Annotated in this window: 18 protein-coding genes; 14 read left to right on the top strand and 4 right to left on the bottom strand. The window is 64.6% G+C overall.

The genetic code is table 11. The annotated features are described in order from the left end of the window. Window positions 1–126: 126 nt before the first annotated feature. The gene (locus EO156_RS02640) at window positions 127–618 is read right to left on the bottom strand and encodes a GNAT family N-acetyltransferase (protein WP_011050342.1); all 492 of its coding nucleotides are present in this window, start codon (window positions 616–618) and stop codon (window positions 127–129) included. Continuing rightward, the gene (gene rpe, locus EO156_RS02635) at window positions 615–1316 is read right to left on the bottom strand and encodes a ribulose-phosphate 3-epimerase (protein ID WP_007967843.1); all 702 of its coding nucleotides are present in this window, start codon (window positions 1314–1316) and stop codon (window positions 615–617) included. The genes EO156_RS02640 and rpe overlap by 4 nt, the downstream gene beginning before the upstream one ends. A 255-nt stretch (window positions 1317–1571) precedes the next feature. Here rpe and EO156_RS02630 point away from each other — a divergent pair, with 255 nt between their 5' ends. Then, complete coding sequence (locus EO156_RS02630; RefSeq protein ID WP_026006838.1) at window positions 1572–2411, top strand: outer membrane beta-barrel protein; 840 nt, start codon at window positions 1572–1574, stop codon at window positions 2409–2411. A 139-nt stretch (window positions 2412–2550) separates the two neighbouring features. Here the strand turns inward: EO156_RS02630 and EO156_RS02625 are convergent, their stop codons facing one another. Continuing rightward, entirely contained in the window at window positions 2551–2880 is a 330-nt protein-coding gene (locus tag EO156_RS02625) for a J domain-containing protein (protein ID WP_005912611.1), read from the bottom strand. 207 nt (window positions 2881–3087) lie between these two features. On the opposite strand from EO156_RS02625, the gene EO156_RS02620 reads away from it, so the two are divergent. The 7 genes from EO156_RS02620 (at window position 3088) to EO156_RS02585 (ending at window position 10890) form a co-directional block, all read left to right on the top strand. Then, window positions 3088–4014 carry a phosphoribosylaminoimidazolesuccinocarboxamide synthase gene (locus tag EO156_RS02620; RefSeq protein WP_003483031.1) on the top strand — a complete coding sequence of 309 codons (927 nt, stop codon included), beginning with the start codon at window positions 3088–3090 and terminating at the stop codon, window positions 4012–4014. A gap of 567 nt (window positions 4015–4581) precedes the next feature. Beyond that, a complete protein-coding gene (locus tag EO156_RS02615) occupies window positions 4582–4890 on the top strand; it encodes a hypothetical protein (RefSeq protein WP_026006837.1) in 309 nt (102 codons plus the stop codon). Between the two features lie 286 nt (window positions 4891–5176). Further along, window positions 5177–5695, top strand: coding sequence for a hypothetical protein (locus tag EO156_RS02610; protein WP_078585779.1), 519 nt, complete (start codon window positions 5177–5179; stop codon window positions 5693–5695). Between the two features lie 221 nt (window positions 5696–5916). After that, window positions 5917–6453: a hypothetical protein gene (locus tag EO156_RS02605; protein WP_016849045.1), complete on the top strand. Its 537-nt coding sequence runs from the start codon at window positions 5917–5919 to the stop codon at window positions 6451–6453. A gap of 71 nt (window positions 6454–6524) precedes the next feature. Continuing rightward, window positions 6525–8279 (top strand): peptidoglycan-binding protein, encoded by a 1755-nt coding sequence (locus EO156_RS02600; protein WP_026006836.1) that lies wholly within the window; start codon window positions 6525–6527, stop codon window positions 8277–8279. Window positions 8280–8707: 428 nt separating this feature from the next. Beyond that, window positions 8708–10306 carry a M4 family metallopeptidase gene (locus EO156_RS02590; protein ID WP_016849043.1) on the top strand — a complete coding sequence of 533 codons (1599 nt, stop codon included), beginning with the start codon at window positions 8708–8710 and terminating at the stop codon, window positions 10304–10306. 98 nt (window positions 10307–10404) lie between these two features. Then, the gene (locus EO156_RS02585) at window positions 10405–10890 is read left to right on the top strand and encodes an Mpo1-like protein (RefSeq protein ID WP_016849042.1); all 486 of its coding nucleotides are present in this window, start codon (window positions 10405–10407) and stop codon (window positions 10888–10890) included. 349 nt (window positions 10891–11239) lie between these two features. Here EO156_RS02585 and EO156_RS02580 read toward each other — a convergent pair whose 3' ends face one another. Continuing rightward, on the bottom strand, window positions 11240–12142 hold the full coding sequence (locus EO156_RS02580) for an NAD-dependent epimerase/dehydratase family protein (RefSeq protein WP_016849041.1): 903 nt from the start codon (window positions 12140–12142) through the stop codon (window positions 11240–11242). A 167-nt stretch (window positions 12143–12309) separates the two neighbouring features. On the opposite strand from EO156_RS02580, the gene EO156_RS02575 reads away from it, so the two are divergent. The 6 genes from EO156_RS02575 to EO156_RS02550 are packed head-to-tail and all read left to right on the top strand — an operon-like array spanning window position 12310 to window position 18253. Continuing rightward, window positions 12310–15138, top strand: a complete 2829-nt coding sequence (locus tag EO156_RS02575; RefSeq protein WP_029827930.1) for a monovalent cation/H+ antiporter subunit A — start codon at window positions 12310–12312, stop codon at window positions 15136–15138. Continuing rightward, entirely contained in the window at window positions 15138–15512 is a 375-nt protein-coding gene (locus EO156_RS02570; protein ID WP_003486358.1) for a Na+/H+ antiporter subunit C, read from the top strand. The genes EO156_RS02575 and EO156_RS02570 overlap by 1 nt, the downstream gene beginning before the upstream one ends. Beyond that, a complete protein-coding gene (locus EO156_RS02565) occupies window positions 15509–17053 on the top strand; it encodes a monovalent cation/H+ antiporter subunit D (RefSeq protein ID WP_003486360.1) in 1545 nt (514 codons plus the stop codon). Before EO156_RS02570 ends, EO156_RS02565 begins: the two co-directional genes overlap by 4 nt. Further along, the gene (locus tag EO156_RS02560; protein ID WP_007967828.1) at window positions 17050–17556 is read left to right on the top strand and encodes a Na+/H+ antiporter subunit E; all 507 of its coding nucleotides are present in this window, start codon (window positions 17050–17052) and stop codon (window positions 17554–17556) included. Before EO156_RS02565 ends, EO156_RS02560 begins: the two co-directional genes overlap by 4 nt. Beyond that, complete coding sequence (locus EO156_RS02555; protein ID WP_003486364.1) at window positions 17553–17837, top strand: K+/H+ antiporter subunit F; 285 nt, start codon at window positions 17553–17555, stop codon at window positions 17835–17837. Before EO156_RS02560 ends, EO156_RS02555 begins: the two co-directional genes overlap by 4 nt. Beyond that, window positions 17834–18253, top strand: a complete 420-nt coding sequence (locus tag EO156_RS02550; protein ID WP_016849263.1) for a Na+/H+ antiporter subunit G — start codon at window positions 17834–17836, stop codon at window positions 18251–18253. Before EO156_RS02555 ends, EO156_RS02550 begins: the two co-directional genes overlap by 4 nt. Window positions 18254–18352 lie beyond the last annotated feature (99 nt).

The raw sequence follows: 18352 nt of genomic DNA, 5'->3' as shown, positions 1-18352 counted from the left end.
CCGGAGAGTAGAAGGCCATAGCAGGGACGACGGGCGGAGGCAGGATCAGCCTCCAGTTTTCTTGAAGGCCGCTTCCTCGGAAGCGGCCTTTCTTTTGCGTGGTCCTGACGTCCTGGCGCGCCCGGCTCAGCCGCCCGCAGCAAACGCGGCCAGCCGTTCGCCGTCGAGCCGGTACACGGTCCAGCCGTCCATCGGACGCGCACCGACTGCCTTGTAGAAGTCGATGGCCGGCTGGTTCCAGTCCAGCACCGACCATTCGAACCGCCCGCAGCCACGCTGCACGGCCAACTGCGCCAAGTGCCGCAACAGCGCAAGGCCCGCGCCCTTGCCGCGCGCTTCCGGACGCACGAACAGGTCTTCCAGGTACAGGCCGTTGCGGCCCAACCAGGTGGAATAGTTGAAGAAATACACCGCAAATCCCAGCGCCTGACCGTCCTGCTCGCAGATCAGCGCGTGCGCGGTGGCGCCGTCGTCGAACAGACTGGCGCGCACATCCTCCAGGCTGGCCTTGACCGCATCCGGCTCGCGCTCATACACCGCCAGCGCGGTGATGAGTTCATGCAGCAGCGGCACATCCGCAGGCGTTGCGCTGCGGATCTGTGGCGCGGGCCGGCTCATCGCACCGCATCCACCGCCGCGCGCATTTGCGCAATCACTTGCGCATAGTCGGGCGCATTGAAAATGGCCGAGCCGGCGACGAAGGTGTCCGCGCCAGCGGCGGCAATCGCACCGATGTTGTCGGCCTTGACGCCGCCATCGATCTCCAGCCGGATCGGCTTGCCCGTCGCGTCGATCTTGCTGCGGATGGCGCGCAGCTTGTCCAGCGCAGACGGGATGAAGGCCTGCCCGCCGAAGCCCGGGTTGACCGACATCACCAATACCAGGTCCAGCTCGGGCAGCACCCAGTCCAGGATGTCCACCGGCGTGGCCGGGTTGAGCACCAGCCCGGCCTGGCAGCCGTGCGACTTGATCAGCTGGATCGTGCGGTGCACGTGGCGGCTGGCTTCGGGGTGGAAGCTGATGGTGGTGGCACCGGCGTCGGCGAAATCCGGCACGATGCGGTCCACCGGCTCGACCATCAGATGCACGTCGATCGGCGCGGTGATGCCGTGCTTGCGTAGCGCCTGGCACACCATCGGGCCGATGGTGAGGTTGGGCACGTAGTGGTTGTCCATCACGTCGAAGTGCACCCAGTCGGCACCAGCCTTGAGGACGTTGTTCACTTCCTCGCCCAGACGGGCGAAATCGGCGGACAGGATGGACGGGGCGATCGCCGTCGGTTGCATGGGCAGCTCGGAAAAATGCAGGAGCGCCATTGTCGCAACCGTGGCCCGGCGAGGAAAGCCGAATGCCGCCGGGCGCTTGGGGCACGCGCCACGGGTAGGCCGCCGATATCACCGCAGGCGCTTGGGCCGGCAGCTCGCAGTCAGTGCGCGATCGCGCACCTGCCCGCTGCATCGATGGCTCTGCCGCTGTGCAATTCCGTCCCAGTGTCGGCCAAAGTGCATCCAGAGCGGACGCGAGCGCGTACGTACCTGACCGGCGCGCCGCGCCAGATGCAAGGAGATCGCATGAAACCCACCCCGCTCGCTTCCGCCGCTCTCGTCCTGCTCGTCCTGGCCCCCTCGGCCTGGGCGCAATCCGGTCCTGCCGACTGGTCCGGCTTGTCCATCGGTGCCAACGTCGGCGGTGCCGATCCGGCCGGCGTCTCCGGTGGCCGCTTCGGCTTCGATACCAATCTGGATGGCCGCGACGGCGACCAGGTCGGCACCGCGACCGGTGCCGATGCGTTCTCGCCCGGTTTCTGCGGTGGCGCAGCGGCGGGGCGCACTCCGGCCAGTGGCTGTAGCAAGGACAAGGGCGGTGCCGAATACGGCGCACGGCTGGGCTACGACTGGCAGGCCGGCAACTGGGTGTATGGCGTGGTCGCCGAATACACCCGCAACGATGTCCGCGACAGCGTCAGCGCCTTCAGCACGACACCCGCGTTTTATACCTTCACCCGCCAGCTCAACCGCACTGCGGCGTTGCGCGGCCGCATCGGCTACGCCTTCGGCACGCAGGGCGATTACCTGGCCTACATCACCGCCGGTGTGGCGCGTGGCGAATTCGACCACAGCTTCGCCAGCAGCAATACCGCCAACAGCTTCACCAGCAGTGGCGGCGACAGTGCCGATGGCTACCAGGCCGGCATCAGCCTGCAAAGGCGCTTGAGCGACAAGGTCTCGGTCGGCGTGGAATATCTGTTCACCCGCCTGCAGGACGACGACACCCGCGTGCGCGTCGGGCCCGGCACCGCGCCGGCCACCAACCCCTTCCTGCGCGTCAATCCGGCCGGTACCGACCTGCGTCGGACCGATACCGATGTTTCGACAAATGCGGTGCGCCTGACCGCGACCTACAGGTTCTGAGAGCCGGGTGCGTGCGTGCCCGCGGCGCCTGATCGTGATGATCAGGCGTTTTTTATTGGGTGAGGCCTTTCGATGTACCAGCGCTCTGCGCTGACGCCTGGCACTGCTTAACGCAGCGGTTTCGGCGCGCGGCCTTCGTTTAGCGCTTGCGCAGCCGTTGAATCCGGTCGTAGGCGGCGTTGATCTGGCTGGCCTTCTTTTCGGCCTGGCGGCGGGCTTCCGGGTCGGCGTTGGCGACCTTGTCCGGGTGGTAGCGCGACATCAGCCGGCGATAGGCCAGGTCGATCTCGGCGGTGGTGGCGTCCGGCTCCAGGCCCAGCGCTTCGTACGGATTTTCCGCGCGCCGTTTGAACCAACCGGCGTCGACCGCGTGGCCGATCGCCAGCCCGATCATCAGCCCCACCACCGGCGCCCCGCGAAACAGCAAGGCGCCGGCCAATGCGCCGAGCAGTTTTCCGTACCAGGACATGGGGGCGATCGGGGCGGGAGGCGGGCTGGCGATCTTACCCGAACGCCCGCCCGGCCTGGCTGACGACTCCTGCACAGGCCCCACCGCGCGGGCTCCAATAAATTCTGCGGGAGGCGGCGAAGCGCCGTACACTACGCGGCCCGCTGCCTACCCGCGGGCCCGCCGGGTCCCGGGGACAGCGTCATAGCGACGTCCTTAGGAGTGCCTGTGTCGACCACGCTGTTGCAATCCGATCTGCCCGGCCTGCCGTTGCGTCACCGTGGCAAGGTCCGCGATGTCTTCGATATTCCCCGCGACCGCCTGCCCGCGGATGCGCCCCCGGGCGATTATCTGTTGATGGTGGCCACCGACCGCCTGTCCGCGTTCGACGTGGTGCTGCCCGACCCGATTCCCGGCAAGGGCGAGATGTTGTGCCAGGTGTCCAACTTCTGGTTCCACAAGACCGAACACCTGATGCCCAACCACCTGGTGGACATCCGCGTGGAGCAGGTGTTGCCCGAGGGCGTAGATCCGGCGTTGTACGCCAAACGCGCTGTGGTCACGCGCAAGCTCAAGCCGGTGCCGGTGGAAGCCATCGCACGCGGCTATGTGATCGGCAGCGGCTGGAAGGATTATCAGCGCACCGGCAAGATCAGCGGGATCGAATTGCCCGACGGCCTGCGTCAGGCCGAGAAACTGCCTGAGCCGATTTTCACTCCTTCGACCAAGGCAGCGGTTGGCGACCACGACGAAAACATCGACTTCGATGCAATGGTCAAGACGGTCGGCGCCGAGCTGGCCGAACGCGTGCGCGATGCCACCTTGCGCATCTACCGTTTCGCCGCCGATTTTGCCGCCGAACGCGGCATCCTGCTGGCCGATACCAAGTTCGAATTCGGCACCGATGCCGACGGCCGGCTGTACATCATGGACGAGATGCTGACCCCGGATTCGTCGCGTTATTGGCCGGCCGACCAATACGAACCGGGCACCAGCCCGCCGAGCTACGACAAACAGTTCGTGCGCGATTATCTGGAAACCCTGGACTGGGGCAAGACCGCGCCCGGCCCGCGCCTGCCGGCCGACGTCATCGATCGCACGCGTGCGAAATATGCCGAAGCGCTGCAGCGGCTGGCGGGTATTTCGGTGGATTGATTGCGTAGCCCCGATTAAAAGGGGCGAGGCGGCGCACTACGCAGACGCCGCTTTGACTCGGAGCGCCGACATTCTCGGCGCCTCGAGTTCTCGACTACCGACTGAAGGCCAGGTTGGTGGTTGGGCGTGAAGCTTCATGACGGCGACTGCACATACCCGCATCTAACTGACTTCCACCACGCTCGCCGCGATGGTGTGTTCTCTTGCCCAGTCAGGTCGCAATGACCCAGTTAGGCCACTTGTTCCGCGCGTCGCCTGCCTTGCGCAGCGCAATCATTCCCGGTCCAGCACTCGCGCTGAGCGCCTGCACTGCCGGCGAATCTGCACCCCACGCCGTTCCCACATCAGCACCGCCAGCACCTGCGAAAAACAACGCGTCCGCAGCATTGCAGGTCAACGCCAGACTTGCCGCGCTGATACGGGCCACTGGCGTCACCTGCACGGACGCAACGACTGCAAACGGATGCACAGCTGGCACTGTCGACAGTGGTGATTTCCACGATGTGGAGTTTTCGCCCGATTGCGGGATTTTTCGCCGGCGTAGCCCAGGCGAACGGAGTAGATCTATTGAACGTTGTGCCCAGCACCGGCAGCAGCGCAACAGCTACAGCCAATCTTGCTCAAGGCCAGCTCGTCTGCGTCCAGGCGATCGGCCGCGCCGCACAAAACCCGCGGTATTACTACGTCGCCGCAATTCCAGCGAGCACCATCGCAAGGTGCAAGAACAACGCATTGTGCAAAACTTATGGCGACAGGCAGATCAAGCGTGCAAGTGGCGAGAGCTGCCACCCAGCAGCACCAGGACAATACGTCGGCAATTGCGCGCAAGGATGGGTGAGTGCGGACGCACTCGATGTATTTTCGAACGGAATTTAGTTGCTCGCGCCAACGGGCGATTTCCAGGCAGCCCATACATCGCCGAATGACGATTTCTGCGATGGGTCGAGATGAGGTACCCGGCCTGTATTGACGACAATCACCGGCCTTGGAACCGTTTGAGCAGTCGGCCACCGTCACTGCGGTCACTCTCCCCGAGTGCGGGCCTGCCGCGTGCCGGCCGGCCCGCCGCACTCTCGCCCCGCAAGCCTTCACGCATTTGCACGCAGCGCGCAGATACCATCCGGCGCGCTCGCACATCGCCCGATACGATCAGGAGGATCCGTTGGCCCTTTTACGCACATCTCTGCATGCCCTCGCACTAAGCCTGGCGCTGGTTGCCTGTAAACCGCAAGCAGAGCCAGCAGGCGCGGCACCCGCGGCGACAGCAGAGGCAGCGGGCGCCGCGCCTGCCGCCTCTACTCCTGCTACAGCGTCGGCCACGCCCGCTCCGGCGACGACCTGCCCGACCGCCGACTTCTCTGCATTTCTAAAAAGCTTCAGTGCAGACATCGCGGCCCAGGAGAAAGCCACGGCCGACCCGCTGACCATGATCCGGATCGATCCGGATGCGCAGCCGGAACCGGCGCCAGTCACTCGCGAGGTTGCGCTGGCCGACGTCAAATGGCCGGTTATCCCGAATCTGGACGTGGCCCGCTCCGCGGGCAGCGAAGTCGTGGTGTCCGAGGACGCAGGCGGTCGCCAGGTGCTGGTGCGTACACCTGACAGCGGCGATCAACAGGTCTACCACTTCGCCCAGCGCCCATGCTGGACCTTGGTCAAGGTCGACGACCAGTCGCTGTAACGGCGCGGGCAACACCGCGCCATGCAAAAACCCCAAATCAGGAGACGGCCGTGCCCCCTTTCAGACTGCTTATCCCCATACTGGCGGTAGCGCTTGTTGCGTGTAACGGTCCGCAGGCAGCCGATGCGCCTGAAACGCCGGCCAATGCACCCGCGGCCGCGGCTCAACCACCCAGCCCGGCCGCGTCACCCCCTGCCACACCGACACAAGGGACTGTACCCATGGCAACGATTGACTCCTTCGTTCCAGCAGGATCGAAGGCGCTGGATACCCAACGCGGCGACCTGACTGGCGCCGGACATTCGGACGCGCTTGTCGTGATTTCTCCGCCGGCAACCGGCAACGAAAAGCTCGGTGAAGGGCAGCCACGTCGCGTCTTGCTGCTGACCCAGAACGCCGATGGCAGCCTGCAAAAGGCCGCTGAAAATAGTCGCATCGTGCCTTGTGCTCGCTGCGGCGGTCTGGCAGGCGAACCGTATGCGTTTTCGCGCGTACAGCCAGGGCAATTCACCATCTCCATCTCAGGCGGGTCGCGCGAGCGCTGGGCCGACGACTTCACGTTCAAGTATTCGGCAGACAAGCAGACCTGGTTGCTGGATAAGGTCGTGCGCGATCTCTCCGATACCGAGACCGAACAGCACAACACCCTGGAATTGACCGACAAGGATTTCGGTGCGGTGACGTTCCAGGACTTCGACCCCGCCACGCTCAAGAAAGTTGCGGCGCTGGATGAGGCTGGAGCCCAGAAACAACATTAAAGGGAAGTAATGGCTTGCGCGGACAGGATGGGTCCGTTTTTTCATGTTGCTGAGAAATGAGGAGTTACACCATGGCAACCGATCGCGAAACTGGGCTGCTGCAGGCAGCCTATGCAGCGGGAATCACCCGGCCAAACGAATTGGCCAATTTCATGGCACAGGTAGGCCACGAATCGGGCGGACTCAATCGCCTGGAAGAAGGGTTCCGCTATACACGCGGCTCCTCGCAAGTGAGCTCGAAAGTGCGTTCTGCACTGCGCGAAGGACCAGAGGCGCTGGAAGAAGCGCGCCTGGAAGCATTGCGCGGCCAGCCTGAGAAACTCGCCGAATTGATGTATGGCGGGCGTATGGGGAACAACGAGCCCGGCGATGGTTATCTTTACCGTGGTCGCGGCTACATCCAGCTCACCGGCAAGGATCAGTATCGCGAGGCCGGCGAAGCGTTGAAACTCGACCTGGTCGCACACCCCGAACTGGCCGCGCAACCGGAAAACGCGTCGCGGATCGCAACCTGGTACTGGCAGCACAATGTGCCGCAAGCGGCCAGGCAGGATGCGCATGCAGCAGGCGTTGCGATCAACGGCGGCGATCCGCCGAATGGACTGGCCGACCGCGAAAGCCGCTTCGCGCGCTGGCAGCGCGACCTCACGCCCGATGTGATGCACAAGCTCGAACACGGTCAACTCGGACAGACGGTCGCGCCCGCGCAGCATTCGGCACCGGCGCAAACACCGCATGCCGGTTCGAACGCGCATTCGTTCCAGGCCACCATGGAGCGCATGCTTCCGCCGCAGAGCGGCACTGCGCCGCATGTCACCGGGCATTACGGCGAGCAACGCAGCGCGCGCGACCACGGCGGCACCGACTTCAATTATCAGGGCGGTCAGACAGGACGCAATCTGCAGCATCCAACCGTGCATTCGCCCGTCGCCGGAACGGTGACCTTTGCCGGCGGAAGCTACGGCACCGTCAAGATTCGCGATGCACAAGGCAATTCGCACGAGATCCTGCATCTGGATGGCGTCAAGGTCAAAGAAGGGCAAACGCTGTCGGCAGGCGATGCCATCGGCACGATGGGGGGACGTGGACCCAATAGCGCAAGCCAATATGCGCAGCATGTGCATTACCAATTGCGCGACGCCAACGGCAAGTTGACCAGCCCCGAGAACTTCTGGAATCAGGGTCACCAACACCAAGCGGGTGCGCGGCACACCCAGGCAGCATCGGCAAGTGGCACAGGTGCCGTGCGGCATGGCGACAGCAGTCAGGATGTGGGTAAGCTGCAGCAGGACCTCAACCGTCTGGGCGTGCGCGATGCGCAGGGCAACCGACTGGCCGAGGATGGCCGTTTCGGCGACAACACGCGTGAGGCGGTGATGGCGTTCCAGAAGCAGCATGGGCTGCAGCAGGACGGTGTTGTTGGCCGCGACACGCGGGCAGCGTTGTCTGCGCAACAGGTGCAGACCCGCGAGGCGCAGGTTGCTGCGCCCAAAGGGCCTTCGCTCAACGATGCATCGCACCCCGACCACGCGCTACATAACGCAATCCGCAGCAAGCTGCCGAGCATGATCTCCAACGAGACCGCGGCACATGTCACGCTGCAGGCGAAGCAGAATGGGATCGACAGCGCGGACAAGTTGCAGAACGTGACAGTGCAGGACGGCAAGGCGTTCGTCATGGGCACCACGCCGGGCTTCCGTGCGGCGGTGGACCTGAACCAACCTGCCCCGACACTTGAGCAAACCAGCGCACAGTTGCTGGCTGGTCAGTCGCAGCAGCAACAGGCCCAGCAAGAACAGCAGAAGGTTGCGATGGGCGGTCGCTGATCTTTCGGCGATAGATCAAAGGACGCCGGCCAGGACATTGGCCGGCGTTTTTGTTTCCACATGCGCTGTGGCCGGAACGGCATCATTGCGCCATCTGATCGTCTTTCAACGGCAAGCGCGTGCGGCGATGGGCACCGCAGCCCCCCCAACGCGCTGGCGCAACGATGCGGCGCAACGCCGTCTAGAATCGAGGCATTGCGCGCATGCTTGGCCGCAGCGGCCAATAACACCATGCATCCGCTGCGCCTCTGCGATGTGCGCCACAGCGAAAAGTGGCCGGGCGCACAGAACGCAACACATCCGTAATTTTTACTACTGTCCAGTTAGTGACTGTGCAAGCGTAGCTGCCGGCACCCAAGGTGCCATCGGCGACCGGCTGTCGGGGGGCTGCCGGTCTTTGCATTGCACGTTTTCTGGAGAGAGTCGTCATGCAATTCCATGTCCTGGGCGCGGCAATCTGCTGCGCGCTCTCGTTTTCTGCTGCCGCAAACGCTGCGGATATGTCGGCAAATGCCGCTGTGTCGCGCGCGCAATCGTTATTGGGGAACAACGCATCGGCATTGGCCAATCGCGCGCCGGCCGACGCCTTTATCGCACGCGACAGCATCGTCGATGCCGACGGCACCGAACATGTGCGTTTCGATCGCACCTATCAGGGTCTGCCGGTGATCGGTGGGGACGTGGTCGTGCACTCGCGTCGCGGCGTGATGCGTGAATTGAGCCAGACCATGGACACTACGGTGCGTCCGAGCCTGCTGCCGGGGATCGATGCGGCAACCGCATTGCGTGTGGCCGGTTCGCACTTCGATGTGGCGCAGGATGCCGCGCCGCGTGCGAGTCTGGCGCTGTATGCACGCCAAGGCGCGCCGCGCCTGGTGTACGAGGCAATTTACAGCGGCGTCAAACCCGACCAGACACCGACCGAGATGCATTACATCGTCGATGCGGTGACCCAGCGCATCCTCGAATCCTGGGATACCGTGCATACCGCCTGTAGCGGCGGCACCAGCGCCGCTGGCACAGGACGTTCGTTGTATGCGGGCAGCGTGACGGTGAACACCACGCGCTGCAGCAGCACCAGCTACGAACTGACCGATCTCAGTCGCGGCAGCGGTGCGACCTACAACATGCGCAACAGCACCTCCGGCAATGGCACGCTGGTCACCGATGCCGACAATGCCTGGGGTAGCGGCACCACCGGCGATACGGTCACCGCAGCGGTCGATGCGCATTATGGCGTAGCGTTGACCTGGGACTATTACCGCACTACGCATTCGCGCACAGGCATTGCAAACGACGGCGCCGGTGCGCGAAGCCGGGTGCACTATGGTAGCCGCTACAACAACGCCTTCTGGCAGGACAGCTGTTTCTGCATGACCTTCGGCGATGGCGACGGCAGCACGTTCACGCCGCTGGTGTCGGTGGATGTGGCCGGCCACGAGATGACCCACGGTGTGACCAGCCGGACCGCCGCTCTGACCTACTCGGGCGAATCGGGCGGTTTGAATGAGGCCACGTCCGACATCATGGGCACCATGGTGGAATACTCCGCTGCCAACAGTGCCGAGCCGGGCAATTATCTGATCGGCGAGAAGATCATTCCCAACAACAGCACCGGGACACTGGCGTTGCGTTACATGTTCAAGCCAAGCCTGGATGGCAAATCGCCCGATTGCTACAGCAGCAGCCTGGGTTCGCTCAATGTGCACTACAGCTCTGGCGTGGCCAATCATTTCTACTATCTGCTGGCCGAAGGGGCGGTGGTGCCGAGCGGGTTCGGCTCGGGCACTAGCTACAATTTGACCCCGACCAGTCTGGTCTGCAGCGGCTCCACGGCGCTCACGGCGATCGGCCGCGCCGCGGCCAGCCGTATCTGGTATCGCGCACTGACGGTGTACATGACCTCGTCCACCAACTACGCGGCGGCCCGTCGGGCCACGCTGAGCGCGGCCACCGATCTGTACGGCAGCACGTCCACGCAATACCGCGCGGTAGCGGCGGCGTGGAGCGCGGTCTCGGTGAACTGACGGGCGCGTCCCTCGTCATGCCACCAAGGCGTGGCGGGGGGCACATCTGCCATGGCGCCATCCGCGCGCGTATGCTTGGGTCATTCCTGGGAGGGAACATGACCCAAAGCACCACGACCGCGCGACCGATCGAGCGCTATTTCGCCAGCTATTCCGACGATCATCAAAACGCGACCAATCAGCAGATCCACGTGCTGGCGGTGCCTGCAATCCTGTGGTCGGTGGTGGCGCTGTTGTGGTGCATCCCGGTCGGCGGCAGCTGGTTCAGCAGCGGCGTATGGGCCGCGCTGTCGATGTTTGCGGCGTGGTCGTACTACAACCGGCTGTCGCGCCCGCTGGGGCTGGGGATGCTGGGGATCTTCTTCTTCTTCGGCTGTCTGTGCCGGTTGATCGAAGGCCGCATCGGGCTCGGGGGCCTGTTCACCACCGCGCTGACAGTGTTCGTGTTGGCGTGGATTGCACAGTTCGTCGGCCACAAGATCGAGGGCCGCAAACCGAGCTTTCTGACCGATCTGACCTATCTGCTGATCGGGCCGATCTGGGTGCTGGCCAAGGCATATCGCCAGCTGGGCTGGCGCTACTAGAGCGTGTGATGCACGTTGAGATGAGATGCGTTGGCCGCCAGCGGTGCGGCGCGGGTGCTGCGCGGCTTGCCTTGGCTGTCGCCAAGGCAAGCCGCGCGACGCCCGCGCCATGCCGCTGACGGCCAGCCCTCCGGAAGCGCCCTGTGGCGCGTCGCACTCGCCTCAAAGGACATAACACGCTCTAAGCGCGGCCGGCAGACCAGCCAGGCATCATTCGCCGATTCCGAGCTCTTCCGGCAGTGGGCGAAATGCGCGCGGCGCCCAGCCCTCCGGAAGCGCCCTGTGGCGCGTCGCACTCGCCTCAAAGGACATAACACGCTCTAAGCGCGGCCGGCAGACCAGCCAGGCATCACTCGCCGATTCCGAGCTCTTCCGGCAGTGGGCGAAATGCGCGCGGCGCGTAGCCGAAATCGCGGCGTGCCGGCTCCAGATCGAACACCAAGTCCTCGCGCATGCGCTGTAGCGCGGCGGCATTCAAGCCCCGCAGGCGGCCCAGGCGTTGCGCTGCGGTGAGTGCAAGACCGAACAGGCTCGGCGGCACCCGATACAGACGTGCAGCCCGTGGCAGCGCTTCCAGTACGCGCTCCACCATCTGCGTGTACGCCAGCACTTCGCCGCCGCCCACGGCATAACTGCGCTGCTGGGTGGCCGGCTGGCCAACCACCGCCAGAGCCGCGCTGGCCAGATCGTCCACATGCACTGGCTGGCGCAGGCCAGTCGCGTTGGCCGGCAGTACGAACGCACCGGTGCGCTGCGCCAGCCCGGCGATCTGGGTTAGCGTTTTGTCGCGTCCGGCGCCATAGACCAGGGTCGGGCGCAGCACGGTGGCACTGGCCCCACGCGCGAGAGCGGCGGAAAACAGCGCCTGTTCGGCATTGGCCAGACGCTGGGCCACGTCGCGCTCGGCCGCATCGATGGAGTGTTCCTTGACCTCAACGCTGGTGGAACCGAACGCGACGATGCGCGGCGCTACCACCGGGTTCTCGGCATACCAGCGTGCGAAGTGGTCGAGCGGACCGCAGCTGAAGATCACCTCGAACGCCTCGCCGGCAGCTGCCGGTACGGCCAGATCGCCCTGCCGCCAGACCAGCCCGGAACGCGCCGCGCGCGGCTGTCGCGACCATGCCGTCACCTGCCAGCCGCGGCTCAACAATCGGGTCAGCAGACGTTCGCCGATCTGACCGCTGCCACCGAAGACCAGGGCGCGCGGCGCAGATGCAGCGGTGGACGGAGCGGGATTGGCGGCAGTCACGGGGCAGCTACACAGGCATGAATACCTGCAGCATACCGAGTGCGGCCCGGCGATGTGCAGCCAATCCGGCCTTGCTTTCGGGCTGCACGCCGCGGCGGCGTTGACGCGGGCGTCAGTCAACGGTTTGTTAAGCTCTTTGGCCTGCTCGCGAATCTTGTGTTCCCTGCATGCCTTTCTCGTTGGAAATTCTGCTGGCGCTGCCGTTCGTGATGGCCGCTGCCGCTGCGCTGCGCTGGCGCACGTCCCGTTCGATCACTGCGTGGTTGGCTGCGGCCGCGCCGTTGGCCGGGCTGGTGGTGCTGGCGCTGTTGACGCCAGCGGTGCTGCGCGGCGAGATGATTGCCAGCGACCATGCGTGGCTGCCGCAGATCGGCTTGATGTTTTCGTTGCGGCTCGATGGGCTGGCGTGGATGTTTGCGCTGCTGGTGCTGGGCATCGGCGCGCTGGTGGTGCTGTATGCGCACTATTACTTGAGCGCACGCGATAGCGCGTCGCGCTTTTTCGCTTATTTATTGCTGTTCATGGGCGCAATGCTCGGCATGGTGCTGGCCGGCAACCTGCTATTGCTGATGGTGTTCTGGGAACTCACCAGTATCAGCTCGTTCCTGTTGATCGGGTTCTGGTCGCACCGCAAGGACGCGCGCGAGGGCGCACGCATGGCGTTCGTGCTGACTGCCGGCGGCGGCTTGGCCTTATTGGGCGGCGTGTTGATGATCGGCCGCATCGTCGGCAGTTTTCAGCTGGATGCGGTGTTGGCCGCCGGCGATGTGATCCGCGCCAGCCCGCTGTATCCGTACGCGCTGGGCTTGGTGTTGCTGGGCATCTTCACCAAGAGCGCGCAGTTCCCGTTCCACTTCTGGTTGCCGCACGCAATGGCGGCGCCCACGCCGGTGTCGGCGTATCTGCATTCGGCCACGATGGTGAAGGCCGGCGTATTTTTGCTGGCGCGCTTGCATCCGGCGCTGGCCGGCACGGATCTGTTTTTCTATACGGTGACCAGCATCGGCGCGATCACGGTGTTGTTGGGCGCCTGGCACGCCATCTTTCAGCACGATCTCAAGGGCGTGCTGGCGTACTCGACCATTTCGCACCTGGGCCTGATCACGATGCTGTTCGGCCTGTCCACGCCGATGGCGGTGGTGGCCGGCGTGTTCCACCTCATCAACCACGCGGTATTCAAAGCGTCGTTATTCATGGCCGCCGGCATCATCGACCATGAGACCGGCACGCGCGACATGCGCAAGCTGGGCAATCTGCGCCGGTTGATGCCGGTGACCAGCGCATTGGCCATCATCGCCTCGCTGGCCATGGCCGGTATTCCGCTGCTCAACGGCTTCTTGTCGAAGGAAATGTTCTTCGCCGTTGCCCTGGATACCGAAGCGCCGCAACTGATGCGCATCCTGGCCAGCACGGCTGCGTTGCTGGCCGGCCTGCTGGGCGTGGCGTACAGCCTGCGCTTCGTGCACGACACCTTCTTCGGCGATGGTCCGCGCGAGCTGGACACCACGCCGCACGAGCCACCGCGCTGGATGCGGATTCCGGTGGAGGTGCTGGTGCTCATCTGTGTGGCGGTGGGCATCGTGCCAGCGTGGACAGTGGCGCCCGTACTGCGCGCCGGTGCCACCGCGATCCTGGGCGACCGGCTGCCCGACTACAGCCTGGCGCTGTGGCATGGCGTCAATTTGCCGTTGGCGATGAGCGTTGCCGGCATCGTCGGCGGTGCGTTGTTGTACATCGCACTGCGTCGCACGCTGGATCTGTACGCGATCCAGAACCGTTCGCCGGGCAAGGCGATGTTCCAGTGGAATTTACGTGCCCTGTTCGCTGCCACCGCACGCATGACCGACGCGGTCACCAACGGCAACCTGCAGCGCATGTTGATGCTGCTGGTGCTAAGCGCCGTCGTGGTGGCGCTGGTGCCATTCCTGCAAGGCGGTACATTGCCGCAATGGCCTGCACCCATGCCAATGCCGGCACTGGGTTGGATGGTGTGGTTGTTGATGATCGCATGCGCCCTGGGCAGCCTGTTCCTGTATAAGCAGCGCCTGCTGGCGGTGCTGGTGCTCGGCGGCACCGGGCTGGCGGTCAGCCTGACGTTCGTGTTCTTGTCGGCGCCGGATCTGGCACTGACGCAGTTGCTGGTGGAAATGGTCACGCTGGTGCTGATGCTGCTGGCGATGAACTATCTGCCGGAGCGCTCGTTGCCCGAACGTGCGCGGCTGCGCAAGATTCGCGATGCGGCCATCGCCATCGTCGGCGGCGCGGGTCTGGCGGCATTGGCGTATACCTTGATGACGCAACCCAGCCATTCGGTCGCCGGCGAACTGCTGCAACGCGCCCTGCCCGAAGCGTATGGGCGCAATGTGGTCAACGTGATCCTGGTGGATTTTCGCGGCTTCGATACCTTTGGCGAGATCACCGTCTTCGCCATTGCCGGGCTGGTAGTGCACGCCTTGTTGCGCCGCGCGCGCATGGCACCGGAGCGCACCATGCCGGGGCCGCCGATCAAGTTGCCTGTGCCGGCCGATCTGGCGCAGATCATGTTCCCGCTTACGCTCACGGTGTCGCTGTTCCTGTTCCTGCGTGGGCACAACGCGCCGGGCGGTGGCTTCATTGCCGGGCTGGTGCTGGCAGTGCCATTGCTGATGCAGTACGTGATTCAGGGGGCGGCCTCGGTGGAGTCGCGCTTTGGTTTCGACTACATCCGCCTGATCGGCATCGGCTTGTTGTGCGCGCTGGTCAGCGGCGCAGGCTCGCTGGTCTTCGGGCTGCCGTTCCTGAGCAGTGGACATCTGGAAATTCCGCTACCGCTGTTGGGCGAGCTGGAACTGGCCAGTGCACTGGGCTTCGATATCGGCGTGTATCTGGTGGTGTTCGGTGCGGCGATGTTGATGCTGTCGATGATGGGCACGATCAAACCCTCGCGTACGCGCCGTTCCCAGCGCGGCGAGATCGACCCCACCCAACGTTCGACACGTACCGCGGAGCAGCATTGATGGAATTGGCAGTGGCAAGCGCGATCGGCGTCCTCACCGCATTGGCGATCTATCTGCTGCTGCGCGCGCGCAGCTTCGATGTGATCCTGGGCATGACCTTCCTGTCGTACGCCACCAACCTGCTGATCTTTGCCGGTGGGCGCTTGCGCAGCGGCCAGGCGCCGGTGTTGCGCGACGGCGTGCCGGCCGAGCTGATGCATCACAGCGACCCGCTCCCGCAGGCCTTGGTGCTGACCGCCATCGTGATTGCGTTTGCGATGACGGCCGTGAGCCTGGTGCTGGCGATCCGCAGCCGTAGCGACAACGGCAGCGACCACGTGGATGCGCACGAAGATGCCGCGACCGGCACGGATCCGCGGCAGGCCCGGCGATGAACCATCTGCTGATCCTGCCCATCCTGATCCCGATGCTGGGCGCGTCGGCGTCGTTATTTGTCGAACACCGCCGCTATGGGCCACGCGTGCAGCGCAGCGTGGCCTGGGTCAGCATGGCCTTGTTGGCCGCAGCGGTCATCGCCTTGTTCGCACGCGCTGCCGACGGCGAGATCCTGGTCTATCTGCTCGGCGACTGGCCGGCGCGCATCGGCATCGCGCTGCTGGGCGACCGCTTGTCGGCGTGGATGCTGTTGACGACCTTGATCCTGGGTTCGGCGTGCCTGCTGCATGCATGCGCAGGCTGGGACCGGCGCGCACCGCATTTTCATGCGTTGTTCCAGTTCCAGCTGATGGGCTTGAACGGTGCGTTCCTGACCGGCGACATCTTCAACCTGTTCGTGTTCTTCGAAGTGATGCTCATCGCCTCCTACGGCCTGCTGCTCAGCGGTGGGCGCGGATTGCAGATGCGGGTGGGCCTGCATTACGTGGTGTTCAACGTCTGCGCGTCGACGTTGTTCCTGATTGCGCTGGGCCTGCTGTTCGGTGTCTTCGGCACGCTCAACATGGCCGAGCTGTCGCAGCGCATTGCCGATCTGCCGGCGCAGGATGTGCCGTTGGCCAAGGCCACGCTGGGCTTGTTGCTGCTGGTGTTCTGCAGCAAGGCCGCATTGCTGCCGCTGTATCTGTGGCTGCCGGAAACCTATTCGCGCGCACCGGCGGCGGTGGCCGCATTGTTCGCCATCATGACCAAGGTAGGGTTGTATGCAACGCTGCGGGTGTCCTCGTTGTGGTTTGGCGCCGGTGCCGGCGCGCTGCACGGCTTCGGTCGCCATGCGCTGTTGTGGCTGGGCATCGCGACGCTGCTGATGGCCGCGTTCGGGGTGATGGCCGCATCGCGGCTGCGGGTGATGGTGTCGTACCTGGTGGTGTTTTCGGCAGCGACCCTGTTCATCGCGTTTTCGCTGGACGATGCCGGCGCACTGGGCGCAGGGCTGTATTACCTGCCGCACAGCAGCTTTGTGGCCGCTGCGTTGTTCATGGTGTCGGACCTGATCCGCCGCCGCCGCGGCAGTGCCAGCGACCGCAAGGAAGTGGTGGCGCCACTGCCGGGGCGGGCCATTCCAGGCACGATGTTCATGATTGCCGCGGTGGCGGTGGCCGGGTTGCCGCCGCTGCCCGGCTTTCTGGCCAAGGCGGCGTTGCTGCAGCACGTGCCCCAGGGCCTGGTCGGGCCGGTGTGGGGCGCGGTGCTCGGCAGCAGCCTGCTGGTCGTGATCGGCCTCACCCGCGCCGGCGTGCGGTTGTTCTGGCGGGTGCCGGCCGCGGCGGAAAATGCGCCGGAACTGCAACCGCCGCGACGTGGCCGCATGCGTCCGGTGGAGACCGCCGCCACGGTGCTGTTGCTAAGCGGGTTGGTTGCGATGACCGGCGCCGCAGGTCCCTTGATGCATTACACCGATGCGGCCGCTGCGCAGTTGCGCGACCCCGGCGCGTATGTGGACCAGATACGCGCCACCACGCCGCAACGGAGGCAGCCATGAACACGCGTCTGCCACTGCGTCGCCGCGTATTCCCGTCGCCGCCGCTGAGCGTAACGGTCTTCGTCTTCTGGCTGCTGCTCAGCGATAGCTTCGGCCCGCAGCAATGGGTCTTGGGCATGCTGCTGGGCGTGGTGGTGCCGATCTTCGCGGCGCGACTGGACCGCGAGTTCGCACAGATCGGCTCGTTGCGCTCGGTGCCGCGCATGCTGCTGGTGGCCGCGGGCGACATCGTGCGCTCCAACATCAAGGTGGCTGCGCAGGTGCTCGGACCCGAATCGCGTATCCATCCCGGCTTCATCTGGGTACCGCTGGATATCGCCAACATTCACGGCATCGCCGCGTTGACCAGCATGATCACGCTGACGCCGGGGACCGTCTCGGCCGCGCTGTCGGACGACCGTAAATATCTGCTGGTGCACGTGCTGCATCTGGACGATCCGGAGGCCTTGATTGCCGAGATCAAGACCCGCTACGAAAAGCCCCTGATGGAGATCTTTCCATGACCGGCCACATGTTCATCGAATCGACCATCGTGATCTGCATGCATGCGGTGGGCCTGGCCATCCTGATGGCCTTGTGGCGGCTGCTGCGCGGGCCGACCGTGCCAGACCGCATCCTGGCGCTGGATACGCTCTCGGTCACCGCCATCGCCGAATTGATGCTGCTGGGCATGTATCTGGATTCACCGATCTATTTCGAGGCTGCCCTGGTCATTGCGATGCTGGGCTTCGGCAGCACCGTGGTGCTGAGCAAATACGTGCTGCGGCGGAGCATCGTCGAATGATCGCCTTCACCGAATACCTGCTCAGCGCCTTGCTGCTGGCGGGCACGTTCTTCATCCTGATCGGCGCTTTTGGCCTGGTGAAGCTGTCGGATTTTTTCAAGCGCCTGCATGCACCGACCAAGGCGAGCACGCTGGGCGTGGGCTGCGTGCTGCTGGCCTCGGTGGGCTACCACCTGTTTCTGGGTGTGGACCCGCAACCGCGCGAATTGCTGATCACCGTGTTCCTGTTCATCACCGCACCGATCAGCGCGCACTTGATGGCCAAGGCGGCGCTGTCGCTGATGATGGAAGACCGCCCGGAAGTGCCGAACCACGGCGACGCGCAGCAGGAAGGGTTGCCGCAGGTCAAAGGCGATGTTGGCGAGAACGAAGACACCGAGAAGCAGCATCCGGGGCGTGCGTCGGAGGATGGCTAAGGCGTTGTTGCTCGGCCTGGATGGCTTACGATCAGATTCCGCACCTGCTCAGCACCTTCTCAACGGCGCGACCAGCTGACGCGGTAGTCAGCGCATGAC

Origin of the sequence: Xanthomonas sp. DAR33341, from assembly GCF_003992815.1 — a bacterium.
Lineage (GTDB): Bacteria > Pseudomonadota > Gammaproteobacteria > Xanthomonadales > Xanthomonadaceae > Xanthomonas > Xanthomonas cissicola.
The sequence above is the reverse complement of the archived record's forward strand: the minus strand, read 5'-3'. Positions and strand labels throughout refer to the sequence as shown.